We start from the raw sequence: 13,337 nt of genomic DNA on the forward strand, positions 1-13,337 counted from the left end.
TGCGGGCGACGGGCTCCTCGACCTACGAGCTGCGGGGTGGCGCGCTGCCGTTGGTCGAGGAGCGCGCGGCCGCAGGCCGCGCGCGTCACGAGACCAAGAAGAAGCGATGCGGACTGGCACAGTGGCGCTTGCGCAAATGCAAGAGTTGGTGAAGGCGCCTGGTCGGTCCGCATCGCTTGCTTGACCGTGACTGTACGCCCGGCCCGACGCATCCGCAATGGTCTTCGGCTCGCCTGTGGACAGCCGCGCGAGGTCAGTCGGCGACGGCCACCTGCGGCTTGCGGATGCCGGGGTGCGACTTCGGGATGGCGGAGAAGAGCACCCAGCCCGAGAGCGCGACGCAGGCGATGATGAGCGGATAGGTGAGCGCCGCGCGCATGATCGCGAGCCAGGTCTCCTCGTCGAGCCACCACAGCACGCTGAAGACCACGACCCGGATGACGTACTGCAGCACCCAGATCCAGGAGGCGCGCTGGTACGCGCGCAGCAGCACCGGATCCTTGCGCCAGCGCAGCCTCGTGCCGATGATGCCGCCGACGATGAGCCCGAGGAACGGCCAGCCGATGACGATCGAGATCGTCCAGGCTAGGGCGCTCGCGGCGTTCGAGAGCAGCTGGATGAGGAAGAAGTTGCGCGCTTCGCCCGTGTAGTAGGCGACCATGGCGGCCAGCACGGTCATGAGCATGCCGATGAAGACGGCCCGCGGCTTGCGACGCTGGACGAGCGCCGTGACCAGCGTCGCGGCGCTCGCGATCAACGACCAGATCACCGCGGTGAGCAACTCGCCGCCGCTCGCGATCCACGCGGCGAGGAAGGCGATGGGCGGGATGCTGCCCTCGATCGCCGCTCTGCCGCCGCCGAGCAGTCGTGAGAGCGACTCCTCGCGCGTCGGGTCGCCGTCGGCGTCGAAGCGGGAGTCGCCGAGGCCAGCGTCACCGAAGGCGGCGGGGACCAGGTCGTCAGCAGTGTCGTCGGGCGTCGGCACCGTGCCCGCGGCCTCGGCGCTCATGCCGCCGCCTCTGCCCCTGCGGTCGCGAGCGAGGCGTGCAGGGCGTGCGCGCTGGCGTAGGCGCGACCGGCCTCCTCGAGCAGCGCCTGCTCACCCTCGGCGTCGAGGCCGAAGGTCGAGATCGTCGTGCGGTACTGCGCCTTGAACGCATCCAGGTCGTCGATCGCGAAGCGGTAGAAGCTCGTGGTGCCCGCACCGAAGCGGCGGGCGAGCGTGCGACCGATGTGCTGGCCGCCCGAGAGGTCTCCGAGGTAGCGCGTGTAGTGGTGCGCCGCGAGGCGCACGGGGTCGTCGGCGAGCGATGCGAGCTGCGCCGCGTAGCTGACCGCGGCCGCCGTCGGCATGCGGATGCCGCCGAGCGCGTCGAGGTCGGCCTCGATGGCGGCGGTGCGCTCGAGCGCCTCGTCGTGCAGCGCCGCGACGAGGCCGCTGCCGCTCGCGGCGACGGCCGTCTCGAGCGCGCGATAGACCACCAGGTGCTGCGACGCCAGCAGCGCGTAGTCGTCGATCGAGCGCTCGCCTCGCAGCAGTCCCGTGAGGAAGCCGTCGCCGGCCGCGGCCTGGTGCGACGACCAGGTGGCGTCACGCAGTCGCACGGCGAGCTCGGGGGCTTCGGTCACATCAGTAAGGCTACCCTTACCCGCTCGCGGCTCGCCAGCGCGTTCCGCCGTGGAGGAAGGGGCGGCGACGTCAGTGCTGCGGGCGCGGCATGAGCAGCACGACGGCTCGCCGGATGTCGGCGCGCTCTTCGATCGGCACAGGCCACGGCACGGTCACGCGCTCGGCGACTGCGCGGTCGCCGCCGGCCTCCTGCACGTCGAACGCCAGCCCATCCGCACCGATCGTGACGAGGGTGGCGGATGCGGCGGTCGGTCGGCCGTGCGCACGCACGATGGCGAGCTGGTCGTCGACGTGATCGCCGTTCATGTGGGCGACGACGGCCGCGATCACGTCGTCGGTGAAGGCGTATGCCATCAGTTGGTCTTCCAGCCGCGCGGGCCCTTCGAGCCCGCCGCGTACTCCTGCATCGGCACGGCGTCGCGCCGCCACGCCTTCAGCACGGGCTCGACGATGCGCCAGCACTGCTCGGCGGCGTCGCCCCGCACTGCCAGCCGCGGATCGCTGTCGAGGATCGAGGCGAGGACCTCTCCGTAGGGCAGCAGCTGGCCCCCACCGAGCTCGCCGCGCAGCACGGTCTGCTCGAGCGTGAACGGGTCGCCCTTGCCGTTCGTGGTGATGTGCAGCTCGAAGCCGTCGGGCTTGAAGTCGATGATCAGCCGGTCGGGGGTGTCGCGGCCGCCGAAGCCCGTCGGCACGTGCGCCGGTGGCTTCCAGTGGATGATGGCGCGCTTGCGGATGCCCGCGAGCGACTTGCCGGACCGCAGGATGAAGGGAACCCCCGCCCAGCGCGCCGTGGCGATCTCGACCTGCAGCTCGGCCAGCGTCTCGGTGGCGAGCTTCGGATCGACGCCCTCCTCCGCGACGTAGTCGGGCACCTCGCGACCGCCGATGCTGCCTGCCGTGTAGCGAGCGCGGCGGGAGTGCTTGACGGGATCGACGACGCTCGTGGCGCGCAGCACCTGGCTGACCGCGTCACGCAGATCCTGCGCCGAGACGCTCGAGATCGGCTCGATGGCGATGAGCGCCATGATCTGCAGCAGGTGCGACTGGATCATGTCGCGCAGCGCACCGTTGCGGTCGTAGTAGCCGGCGCGACCCTCGAGCGTGACGGTCTCGTCATAGAGGATCTCGACCCGCTCGATGCTGTCGCGATCCCAGACGGGCTCGAACAGCCGATTCGCGAAGCGCAGGCCGAGCAGGTTGAGCACGGTGTGGAGGCCCAGGAAGTGGTCGATGCGGAAGATGCGCTCCTCCGGCACGATGCGGGTGACGAGCGCGTTGAGCCGCGCCGCCGCCTCGAGGCTGTCGCCGAACGGCTTCTCGATCGCCAGGATCGTGCCCTCGGGCACGCCCACCTGCTCGAGCGTCGTGCAGACGAGCTCGGTGACGTGCGGCGGCAGCGCGAAGTAGATGACGAGCCGGTCGCAGCCGATCGAGTCGATGAGCTCGCGCAGTGCTTTCGGGTCGGTGGCGTCGGCCGCGACGTAGCGGGTGCTCGCGAGCACGTGCTTGGAAGCCGCGGTCTGGGTGCCGTCGACCTGCATGGCGGTGCGCACGCGGGTCTCCCAGTCGCCTTCGCTCAGCTCGCGCAGGTCGGCGCCGACGATCTCGACGCGGCGGCTCGGCTGCACCCGCAGCAGGGTCGCGATGCCCGGCAGCAGCAGTCGGCTGGTGAGGTCGCCGGATGCGCCGAGGATGAGCAGGGTGGTCTGGGGCTTGGGGGCCATGCGTCGATCCTTGCATCCGTCGGGAGCAGTCGACCCGTGACGCATCGTCGAATGGGCTATACCATTGCGCTACCCCGGAGGCGAAGGAGCCACCCATGGATGTGTTCGAGAGCATCGTCCGACTGATCGCGGACAACCTCTTCAACCAGGTCGCGGTGCTGATCGGCATCATCGCGGCCGTCGGCTTGATGCTGCAGCGCAAGCCCTTCGACGAGGTCGTCGCCGGCGCGCTGCGCGCCACGATCGGCGTGGTGATCCTCAACATCGGCGTGGAGATCTTCGTCGGGGGGCTCGTCAGCTTCCAGGCGATCGTCTCGAGCGCCGTCGGGCTCGAGGCGCCCACAGCATCCTCGACCCTCGCCGACTTCAACGCCGGCCCCGGCTCGGTCGTGCCGCTCATGATCGCGGGTGGCTTCGTGGTGCACCTCGCGCTCGTGCGCATCTTCCCGGCGGCGCGCTACGTGTATCTGACCGGACACCTCATGTACTGGATGAGCGTCGTGGTCGCCGCGAGCCTCGTGGAGGCCTTCGGCGCGGTCGATCGCTGGCTGCTCGCAGGCGTCGGCTCGATCCTGCTCGGCTGCTACTGGGTGCTGCAGCCACTGTGGACGGCCCCGCTGATGCGCAAGGTGATGGGCGGCGATGAGGTCGGCCTGGCGCACACCACGTCGACGCTTGCGATCGCCACCGGCTACGGTGCACGCGCGATGCGGCTGGGCGACCCGCAGCGGCACGACAGCGAACGGCTGCAGCTGCCGAAGGCACTGTCGTTCTTCAAGGACATCAATGTCTCGACCGCCTTCATCATCAGCGTCATCATGCTGATCGCGATCGCCTTCGCCGACGCCGCGGTGGTCGAGGAGCAGATGGCAGGGGCCACGGTGCTGCCATGGGTCTGGGCGATCCTGCAGGCGCTGCGCTTCGCCGCCGGCATCGCCATCCTGCTGTTCGGCGTGCGGATGTTCCTGGCCGAGATCGTGCCGGCGTTCCGAGGCCTGAGCGAGCGTGCGCTTCCCGGTACGCGGCCCGCGCTCGACATCCCTGTCACTTTCACCAAGGCGCCGACGGCCGTCATGGTGGGGTTCGTCGTCTCGACGGTGGTGTTCCTGATCCTCATGGGCGTGTTCGCGGCGGCCGGCTGGTTCGTGCTCGTGCCGCCGATGATCATGCTGTTCTTCGGCGGCGGGGCCGGAGGCGTGTTCGGCAATGCGGTCGCCGGCTGGCGGGGCGCGGTCTTCGGCGGCGTGCTCAACGGGGTCGTGCTGGCCTTCGGTCAGTGGATCGGCTGGGGGCTCTACGGCAGCACCGCACCCGAGCTCGCGACGCTCGCTGACCCGGACTGGTTCGCGATCGGGTGGATCGTGCTCGGCGTCGGCCACCTGCTCGCCCCGCTCGGCGTCTGGGCGATGTGGCTCATCGCGCTCGCGGCGCTCGCGATCACCGTGGTCGTGCTGCTGGTGCTCGGCCGTCGTGCGAAGGCGCTCGGCATCGACCTGCAGGCGCAGCCGGAAGGTCGCAGCACGGATGCGGTGCTCGGCGCGTTCGCGCCGGCAGGCAGTGTCGAGGGCGACCGTGAGACCCCTGGCCTCGACCGTGCCGAACGCCCCGCCTCGCGCGGCGCGCATGCCGCGAGCGGTCGGCCGGATCGGCTGGAGGTGCTGGCGGTGTGCGGCGCGGGCATGGGCTCGAGCCTCATCCTGCGGCGCACGGTCGAGCAGGCCCTGGAGCGGCTCGGCATCGACGCCGACGTCACCCACACCGACGTCGGGTCGGCGCGCGGCTCGAGCCCCGACGTGGTCGTGGCGCAGCCGACCTACCTCGAGGAGATCTCGGCGATCGCCGAGGTCGCGGTGCCGGTCGAGAGCTTCGTCGACGTCAAGGAGACCGAGCGGCGGATGCGCGCGGCGCTGGAGGCGCACGGATGGCTGTGACGGGAGCAGAGGCGATCGCCCGCATCGTCGCCGACGTGTGCGAGCGCAACGCGACGAGCGTGCGCGACGCCGCCGAGCGCATCCGCCGCACGCTCGCCGACGGGGGGCTCCTGCGCCCTGCGGGCGCCGGCCATTCGCTCGCCACGGTCATGGAGGTGTTCTTCCGTGCCGGAGGCCTCGCGGGGGTGCGGCCGATCTGGCACCCGCGGGTGCTGCCGCTGCACGGCGCGAGTGCCTCGACCGCCGCCGAGCGGGAGCCGGGACTGGGCCGGGGCGTCGCAGAGGAAGCCGGCATCGAGCCGCGGGACACCGTGCTGGTCGTCTCGAGCTCGGGGATCAACCCCTACCCGGTCGAGATCGCCCAGGTGGCACGCGAGCGGGGTGCCACCGTGATCGCCATCACCGCGGCCAGCGCGAGCAGGGCCGCATCCCCGCGCGCGGGGGCGCGCCTGCTCGAGCTCGCCGATGTCGTGCTCGACACCGGCGCCCCGCGTGGCGACGTGACGTGGCCGGCAGAGGCGCCGTCGACCGCGGCGGCTTCGAGCCTGGCCGCGACAGCTCTGTGGATGCGCGTGCAGCAGGAGATCGTCGACGCTGCGCCCGATGTCGAGCTGTGGCGCAGCGCCAACGTCGAGGGCAACGACTCGCTCAACCGCGCGGTCGCAGCGCGCTGGGCAGCCCGGATCCCCGAGCTCTGACGGGCACGATCCCGGCGCGCAGCTCGAACCGGTCGGCGGGATAGATCGAGAGCGTGTGCTCGATGGTGCGGCCCGCGACCACAGAGTCGCGCACGAACTCGATCACCGCCTCGCCGGGCTGCATCGCCAGTGCCGCGACATCCGTCTCTCGCACGATCGCGGCGCGGATCGTCTGCTCGCCGGAGTCGAATCGCAGCCCGAACCGCTCGTCGAGCACGCGGTACAGCGACTCGGTCGCCGGGTCGAAGCGCTCGAGAAGGCCGGGCACCGCGTCCGCCACGAGCCTGCTCCGCTCGATCGCCATCGGCAGCCCGTCCGCGAGTCGCAACCGATCGAGCCGCACCACCGGCTCGGCCGCACCGATGCCGAGCGCGGCGGCAGCCTCGCCGTCGGTCGCAACCTCGGCCAGCAGGACCCGCGAGCTCGGCACCAGCCCGCGCGCGCGCATGTCGTCGCTGAAGCTCGTCAGCTGCAGCGGCAGGCTCACCGCCGGTCGTGCCACGAACGACCCGCGACCGACCTGGCGCACCAGCCTTCCCTCGCGCTCGAGCACCGCGAGCGCTCGCCTGGCGGTCATCCGCGACACGCCCTCGTCGTCGGCGAGCTGGCGCTCGCTCGGCACAGCAGCGCCGATCGGCAGAGCGTCGATGAGTCGGTGCAGCCGCTCGACGAGCCCGCGATACTTCGGCTCGGCGCGAGGCTCCATGTCGCCATCCTGGCACCCGGCCCCGCACTGCCGCACGGCGGCGGTACGCGAAGAGCGCCCCGGCAGGAGCCGAGGCGCTCGCGTGCGGGGCCGTGCCCGCGTCAGCCGTGGGGGCGCATCACCAGATGACGCCGCCGCCGATCGAGATGCCGCCGTAGGTCAGCAGCACGAAGACGGCCGCAACGATGGCCGGGGCGATGCCCCTGCCGCCGGCGTGACGCGACTTGAACAGCGCGATGATCGCGAGGATCGCGGCGATCGCCGCCAGGCCGCCGCCGAGGATGAGGCCGATGAAGAGCGGGATGGGCATGAGGACCAGGCCGAGGAGCCCGATCCAGAACGCCCACCACGCCCAGGGGTTGGAGCGTTTCGTTTGCATGCCCCCATCCTCTCGCGTCGCTGCTTCGAGATCGCCGTGAGCGCGAGGTTGATCGGCTATGGCCGGTCTTGAGCCACCCTTCAGGCGCGAGGCATTGCTCGAGTTCTGTAACGGTGTGATCATTGGATGGCGGCGCCCCCACCCGTCGTGACCGGGTGGGGGCGCGGTCTCCGTCTCGGGGGCGTCCGGCGGCTGGGGTGTGCCGGCTGCACCCGACCGGTCGCCGCATCCGACCGGTCGCCGCATCCGACCGACCGCCCATCGCGCCGCCGTGGCAGGCTGGGAGCATGACCCGCGAGCTGCACATCACCGGCGACGACGCCGCCGACCGCCTCCTCTCCGACGACGACTTCGCGCTGCTCACCGGCATGCTGCTCGATCAGCAGGTGACGATGGAGACCGCCTTCGCCGGGCCCGCGAAGCTGCACGACCGGCTCGACGGCTTCGACCCATCCGCCATCGCCCGCATGGACCCCGACGAGTTCCTCGCGGCGTTCAGCGAGAAGCCGGCGGTGCACCGATTCCCGGGCTCGATGGCCAAGCGCGTGCAGACGCTCGCGAGTGTGATCGTCGAGGAGTGGGGCGGCGACGCGGGCGCGATCTGGCGTCGGGGCGATCCCGACGGCGCTGAGGTGCTGCGGCGCCTCAAGGCGCTGCCGGGCTTCGGCGAGCAGAAGGCGAAGATCTTCCTGGCGCTGCTCGGCAAGCAGGCGGGCTTCGCCGGCACGGGCTGGGCGGATGCGTCGGCCCCGTATGGCGAGCAGGGCGCGAAGCGCTCGGTGGCCGACATCGTCGACGCCGCCTCGCTCGCCGAGGTGCGCGCAACCAAGCAGGCGGCGAAGGCTGCAGCGAAGGCCGCCAAGGACTGATCCTGCCGAGCTCACCTGCGCGGCGGAGCCGCTGAGCGGACAGAGTGTCGACTTGGTGCTCGATTGTCGCGACAGACGTGCACCAAGCTGACGATCTGTCGAGCGGAGCGGGCTGGCACCGCGGCTCTCGAAGGATCATTCTGCAGGCTGACGCGAGTGGCGCCGCGCATCCGTAGCCTGGCGCCATGACCGCCTCCGCAGCACCGATGCTGGCGTCGCTCCTGCCGCGCCCGACGCCGGCCGACCCGCTCGAGCTCGCCGCGATGCAGCGCGCCCGGCTCCGCAGCAGCGTCGCCTGGCTGCTCGCCGGCGTCGTCGGCGCGCAGTTCGCCGGGCTGGCGTTCCCGTTCGGCGGAACGGCGGGCAGATGGGTCGTGTTCGGGCTCGTCGCGGCCGTCGCGCTGTCGATGCTCGCGGCTGGATTCGCGCAGCTTGTGCTGCTGGCCTGGGCGCAGCCCCGGCGCGCGCCGCAGGTGGCCGGCATCGCGGTTGGCGCGGCGCTCGGGGCGCTGCTCGCGCCTGTCGCCGGCCTGCTGAGCTTCGCCTTCGGCCTGGTGCACCTCGCCGGGCCGGTCGCGGCGCTCGCCTTCGGCATCATGCTGCTCGGCTTCGATCCCCGCATGCGCAGCGCAATGCCGCGACCCTGGCTCGGCGTGCTCGCCGGGCTCGGCACGGGCATCGTCGCGCTCGCGGTGGGCGCTATCGACGGGGCAGCGCTGCTGCCGCTCGCGATGGTGCCGGGCGTGCCGCTACACGAGATCTACGCGCTGCTGGTCGCCGCCGGGGAGGACGGAGGCGTGTGGGTGCCGCTCATTTGGGCGGCGTTGTGGGCCGTGGCGCTCGTGACGCTCGCGCTCGGGCTTCTGCGCAACCGGCGCTCGCAGCGCGGCGCGCTCGGCGTGCTGGTGGCAGCGGTCGCCGGAGCGCTGCTGGCGTTGCCGGTGACGCAGTTCTCGATGGGCATGAGCCTGGGCGACACCGTGGTGACGCAGGGCAGCCACGTGTCTCCGGCCTATCCCGCGATCCTGCTGGCCGGTGCGCTGTTGGCCGCGCTGGCGGCCGGGCTGCTGATCGGGGCGCGACAACGCTGAGTGGTCTCGTGACGCGCTGGGGCTGCGCCTGAGTGCTCCTCGACCGACGAGCGGCTCAGACGCCCGGCTGCACGATCCGCCGGTGCTCGACCGTGTGGCGGTAGTAGTCGCTCAGCTCCAGCTGCGACGCCGCAGCCTCGTCGACCACGATCGTCGCGCGACGGTGCAGCTGCAGCACCGAGCCGGGCCACCTGGCCGAGACCGGGCCCTCGACGATCTCGGCGATCGCCCGAGCCTTCGACTCGCCCTGCGCCACGAGCAGCGCCCGCCGCGCGTCGAGGATCGTGCCGAGCCCCTGCGTCAGGCAGTGCACGGGCACCTCGTCGGCGCTGTCGAAGAAGCGGGCGTTGTCCTCGCGGGTGGCTGGCGCGAGCGTCTTGACGCGCGTGCGCGACGACAGCGACGAGCTGGGCTCGTTGAAGCCGATGTGGCCGTTCGCGCCGATGCCGAGCAGCTGGAGATCGACACCGCCAGCCGCCGCGATCCGCGCCTCGTAGTCCTCGCACTCGGCATCGAGGTCGGCCGCGAGCCCGTCGGGAACGTGCACGCGAGAGGGGTCCAGGCCGAGCGGTCGCACCGCCTCACGCTCGATGACCGCGTGGTACGACTCCGGGTGGTCATGGCGGATGCCGACGTACTCGTCGAGCGCGAACGCCGAGACGCGCGAGAGGTCGAGTCCCGCGTCGCGGCGGGCGGCGAGCGACCGATAGGTCTCGAGCGGGCTCGATCCCGTCGCGACGCCGAGCACCGCACTCGGCTTCGCCGCGACGAGCTCTGCGATCCGAGCCGCAGCCAGCGCGCCGGCCTCCGCCGGCCCATCCACGATCACGACCTCCATGCGATGCTCCCCTCGTTCGCCGCCGCGCTCAGCGCAGCCGCAGCTCGGCCTCGCCGCCGTTCAACAGGATGACAGGCGTCACCGTGCTGAGGCCGGCGGCGCGGATCGCGCCGAGGTCGAAGCGCAGCAGCGGCGTGCCCTCGGTCACCTCGTCGCCGACCGCGACCAGCGTCTCGAAGCCCTTCCCATCCATCCGCACCGTGTCGATGCCGACGTGCACGAGCAGCTCGGTGCCGTCGCGCAGCTGCATCGCGATCGCGTGGCCGGTGGGGAAGATGTGCGCGACGGTGCCGTCGGCGGGCGCGATGACGGTGTCGCCGCTCGGCTCGATCGCGAGGCCCGGGCCCATCACGCCTTCGCTGAAGGTCGGATCCGGCACCTCCGAGAGCGGCACGACCCGGCCCTCGATCGGCTGGCGCACCGTCACCGTCGTCGCGGTCGCGACGCCCCCGGCAGCCGGACGGGACGCTTCGACGACGGCCTCGACCTCCGACGTCGACGGCGCCTCGACGCGGCCGGCGATGAGATCCTCCATCGCGTCCTTCACGAACTGCACCTCGAGGCCGTAGACGACCTGCACGGAGCGTCCGCCGGGCTTCATCACCCCTGCCGCACCCGCGCGACGGATCGCCGCCTCGTCGACCTTCGACACATCCGCGATCTCCATCCGGAGGCGCGTCGCGCAGTTGTCGAGGTCGAGCACGTTGCGCGCGCCGCCGAGCCCGGCCAGGATCGCCGAGGCCTGCGCGAGGAACTTCGACGAGCCGGTCGCGCCCTCGACGCCGACCTCGTCATCCTCGCGACCGGGCGTCTTGAGGTCGAAGCGCTTGATCAGGAAGTAGAAGACGACGAAGTAGATGGCGAACCACACCACGCCCATGACGAGGATCATCCACGGGTTCTGCGCCATCGGGTTCACCCAGTTGAGGAGGAGGTCGATGAAGCCGCCGGAGAAGCCGAAGCCCATGCGGGTCGGCAGCAGGGCGCTGATCGCGAGCGAGATGCCGGTGAACGCGGCGTGCACCAGGTAGAGCCACGGGGCGAGGAACATGAAGGCGAACTCGATCGGCTCGGTGACGCCCACGAAGAACGACGCGAACGCGGCCGAGATGAGGATGCCCGCGGTGACCTTGCGGCGCGAGGTCTTGGCGGTGAGGTACATCGCCAGGGCGGCGCCGGGGAGGCCGAACATCATGATGGGGAAGAAGCCCGTCATGTACTGGCCGGTGACGCCGTGGACGCCGGTGTTGTTGAGGAAGTTGCCGAGGTCGTTGATGCCAGCCACGTCGAACCAGAAGACCGAGTTGAGTGCGTGGTGCAGGCCCGTGGGGATGAGCAGGCGGTTGAAGAAGCCGTAGATGCCGGCGCCGACGGGGCCCAGGCCCAGCAGCAGCTCGCCGAACCCGACCAGACCCGAGTAGACGACCGGCCACACGAAGAACAGCACCAGCGCGACCACCAGCGAGACGCCGGCCGTGACGATCGCCACGGAGCGCTTGCCCGAGAAGAACGACAGCGCCGTCGGCAGCTGCACGTCTTTGAAGCGGTCGTAGCAGAAGGCGCCGATGAGGCCGGCGAGGATGCCGATGAAGGCGTTCTCGATGCTGCTGAAGGCAGGGTTCACGGCCGCCACGTCGGCGGCGCCCGTGAGGCCGGCGACCGTCTCGGGAGCGAGGAGGCGGGCGATGACGAGGTACGACACGAGGCCAGCGAGCGCCGCGGTGCCATCGGACTTCGACGCCATGCCGAAGGAGACCCCGATCGCGAACAGCAGTGGCAGGTTGTCGAGCAGGGCGCCGCCGGCGGCCGCGAAGAACGCCGCGGCGACGTTCTCGCCCGCGACGGAGGTGATCCAGTAGCCGACGCCGGAGAGGATCGCCGCGACGGGCAGGACGGCGATCGGCAGCATGAGCGACTTGCCGAGTCTCTGGAGGAACTTCATCGTGCGACTCCAAGGTCGAGGGAGAGAGTTGCAGGGACTCTACTCGACGTCGGGGCTGTGGACTAGACCACCGGCGCGCCGCGGCGTCGGCGTTCGAGCGTGCTGCGGTCAGGACGAGGGCAGCGAGAGCCGCTCGGCGAGCGGGAACGTGAGCTCGTACCGGTCGGCCGGGAAGGTGACGCGGGAGTACTCGACGGGCAGGCCATGGGAGACGGCGGTGCGCGAGAGGCGCAGCACGGGATACGTGGGTGCGATCTCGAGCACCGCGATCTCCTCGGCGTTCGGCAGGGCCGCCGTCACGACCTCGACCCCTTCGGTCGGCAGCAGGTCGAGCGCCTCGAGCAGCTCGTAGAGGCTGCCCTCTGCGGCCTCTCGGTCGAGCTGCGGCACGAGTGCCGTCGGGAGCCACGCATCCTCGAGAGCGAGCGGTCGGTCGTCGCCGAGCCGCAGCCGGCGCAGGTGCACGGTCTCGGCGTCGTCGGCGAGCCGGAGGTGCGCTGAGACCTCTGCGGGCCGCTCGGTGCCACGCGCATACGACAGCAAGCGCGTCTCGGGTCTCAGCCCATGCTCGCGTACGGCGCTCGCGAACGATCGCAGCCGCACCTGCAGCCGCACCGGCGGCGCGAGCCGCTCTGTGCCGACGCCGCGGCGCGTGCGCACGAGGCCCTCGCGCTCGAGCACGTCGATGGCGCCGCGCACGGTCATGCGCGCGACACCGAGCTCGGCGGCGAGCGCTCGCTCCGAGGGCAGCAGCTCGCCCGGAGCGAGGCTGGTGGCGAGCGAGCGCACCCGATCGAGCGCCGTCGTCCCGCCCGTCTCTGCCATGCGATCCAGCATCTCACCTCGGCAGCCGCGACTCTCGCGCGGCTACGACGCGGGCGGGGCGCCGATCGAGCGGAGGAGCGCCGCGACCGCCGCCTTCGCGTGCGCGCGGCGCTTGGCGGGAGTGGGGATCGCCTCGTCGCCGAGCAGCATGGCGGCGTTGAGCGGCGCGCCCATCACGAGCCAGTTGTAGTGCTGCGCGGTCGTGGCGGCGTCGTGGTCGGGGAGCGCGCCCGCTTCGACCAATGCGCGGAGCCGGCGCTCGACGCCCGCCATGGCTCGGGCCGGTCCGTGCTCGAAGAGCGCCTTCCCGAGCTCGGGGAAGCGGTTGGCCTCGCCGATCACCAGGCGCCGCAGGCGCAGGATGCGCGGGGTCAGCACCGCATTGAGCATCTCGACCGCGTGGGCCGTGAGCGTCTCGGCGACGGGGGCCGACGCATCCACCGTCTCGTGCCCGACCGGATCGCCGGTCATCACCGTCATCGACGTGACGAGGTCGATGAAGAGCTGCTGCTTGCTGCCGAAGTGCTTGTAGACGGTCTGCTTCGAGGCGCCGGCGAGCTTTGCGACCTCGTCCATGCTCGCGCCGACGTAGCCGTCGCGCAGGAAGACCTCTTCGGCGGCGGCGAGGATCGCGGCGTGGATGCGCTGGCTGCGACCGGGTGCGGGAGCGGATGCGGGGTCAACCATTGACATGCGAGAAC

At 71.4% G+C, this 13,337-nt stretch carries 14 protein-coding genes; 4 read left to right on the plus strand and 10 right to left on the minus strand.

Annotated features, from left to right (window positions below):
- Positions 1–253 precede the first annotated feature (253 nt).
- The 4 genes from MKD51_RS01610 to MKD51_RS01625 all read right to left on the minus strand — a co-directional run bounded on the left by MKD51_RS01610 (position 254) and on the right by MKD51_RS01625 (position 3,357).
- Complete coding sequence (locus MKD51_RS01610; protein ID WP_240237400.1) at positions 254–1,009, minus strand: DUF3159 domain-containing protein; 756 nt, start codon at positions 1,007–1,009, stop codon at positions 254–256.
- Complete coding sequence (locus MKD51_RS01615; protein ID WP_240237402.1) at positions 1,006–1,629, minus strand: biliverdin-producing heme oxygenase; 624 nt, start codon at positions 1,627–1,629, stop codon at positions 1,006–1,008. Before MKD51_RS01615 ends, MKD51_RS01610 begins: the two co-directional genes overlap by 4 nt.
- Before the next feature lie 70 nt (positions 1,630–1,699).
- Positions 1,700–1,984 (minus strand): DUF2470 domain-containing protein, encoded by a 285-nt coding sequence (locus MKD51_RS01620; RefSeq protein ID WP_240237403.1) that lies wholly within the window; start codon positions 1,982–1,984, stop codon positions 1,700–1,702.
- Positions 1,984–3,357, minus strand: coding sequence for a glucose-6-phosphate dehydrogenase (locus tag MKD51_RS01625; protein ID WP_240237405.1), 1,374 nt, complete (start codon positions 3,355–3,357; stop codon positions 1,984–1,986). Before MKD51_RS01625 ends, MKD51_RS01620 begins: the two co-directional genes overlap by 1 nt.
- A gap of 95 nt (positions 3,358–3,452) precedes the next feature.
- Between MKD51_RS01625 and MKD51_RS01630 the strand changes: the two genes are divergently transcribed.
- Together MKD51_RS01630 and MKD51_RS01635 are read left to right on the plus strand one after the other, a co-directional pair.
- Positions 3,453–5,288 (plus strand): PTS transporter subunit IIC, encoded by a 1,836-nt coding sequence (locus tag MKD51_RS01630; RefSeq protein WP_240237407.1) that lies wholly within the window; start codon positions 3,453–3,455, stop codon positions 5,286–5,288.
- Positions 5,279–5,986 (plus strand): sugar isomerase domain-containing protein, encoded by a 708-nt coding sequence (locus MKD51_RS01635; RefSeq protein ID WP_240237409.1) that lies wholly within the window; start codon positions 5,279–5,281, stop codon positions 5,984–5,986. The genes MKD51_RS01630 and MKD51_RS01635 overlap by 10 nt, the downstream gene beginning before the upstream one ends.
- Here the strand turns inward: MKD51_RS01635 and MKD51_RS01640 are convergent.
- Positions 5,937–6,692, minus strand: a complete 756-nt coding sequence (locus MKD51_RS01640; protein WP_240237410.1) for a GntR family transcriptional regulator — start codon at positions 6,690–6,692, stop codon at positions 5,937–5,939. The two genes, MKD51_RS01635 and MKD51_RS01640, sit on opposite strands and share 50 nt — an antisense overlap.
- A 118-nt stretch (positions 6,693–6,810) precedes the next feature.
- The gene (locus MKD51_RS01645) at positions 6,811–7,071 is read right to left on the minus strand and encodes a hypothetical protein (protein ID WP_240237412.1); all 261 of its coding nucleotides are present in this window, start codon (positions 7,069–7,071) and stop codon (positions 6,811–6,813) included.
- Positions 7,072–7,358: 287 nt separating this feature from the next.
- On the opposite strand from MKD51_RS01645, the gene MKD51_RS01650 reads away from it, so the two are divergent.
- Both MKD51_RS01650 and MKD51_RS01655 read left to right on the plus strand, forming a co-directional pair.
- Positions 7,359–7,940 (plus strand): HhH-GPD-type base excision DNA repair protein, encoded by a 582-nt coding sequence (locus MKD51_RS01650; RefSeq protein WP_240237414.1) that lies wholly within the window; start codon positions 7,359–7,361, stop codon positions 7,938–7,940.
- Positions 7,941–8,125: 185 nt separating this feature from the next.
- Positions 8,126–9,031 (plus strand): hypothetical protein, encoded by a 906-nt coding sequence (locus MKD51_RS01655; RefSeq protein WP_240237416.1) that lies wholly within the window; start codon positions 8,126–8,128, stop codon positions 9,029–9,031.
- Positions 9,032–9,086: 55 nt separating this feature from the next.
- Here MKD51_RS01655 and nagB read toward each other — a convergent pair whose 3' ends face one another.
- The 4 genes from nagB to MKD51_RS01675 all read right to left on the minus strand — a co-directional run bounded on the left by nagB (position 9,087) and on the right by MKD51_RS01675 (position 13,329).
- Positions 9,087–9,869, minus strand: a complete 783-nt coding sequence (nagB, locus tag MKD51_RS01660; RefSeq protein WP_240237418.1) for a glucosamine-6-phosphate deaminase — start codon at positions 9,867–9,869, stop codon at positions 9,087–9,089.
- A gap of 28 nt (positions 9,870–9,897) precedes the next feature.
- On the minus strand, positions 9,898–11,811 hold the full coding sequence (gene nagE, locus MKD51_RS01665) for an N-acetylglucosamine-specific PTS transporter subunit IIBC (RefSeq protein WP_240237420.1): 1,914 nt from the start codon (positions 11,809–11,811) through the stop codon (positions 9,898–9,900).
- 108 nt (positions 11,812–11,919) lie between these two features.
- Entirely contained in the window at positions 11,920–12,636 is a 717-nt protein-coding gene (locus MKD51_RS01670) for a GntR family transcriptional regulator (RefSeq protein WP_240237422.1), read from the minus strand.
- Between the two features lie 42 nt (positions 12,637–12,678).
- On the minus strand, positions 12,679–13,329 hold the full coding sequence (locus MKD51_RS01675) for a TetR/AcrR family transcriptional regulator (RefSeq protein ID WP_240237424.1): 651 nt from the start codon (positions 13,327–13,329) through the stop codon (positions 12,679–12,681).
- Positions 13,330–13,337 lie beyond the last annotated feature (8 nt).

This window comes from Agrococcus sp. ARC_14 (genome assembly GCF_022436485.1).
Lineage (GTDB): Bacteria > Actinomycetota > Actinomycetes > Actinomycetales > Microbacteriaceae > Agrococcus.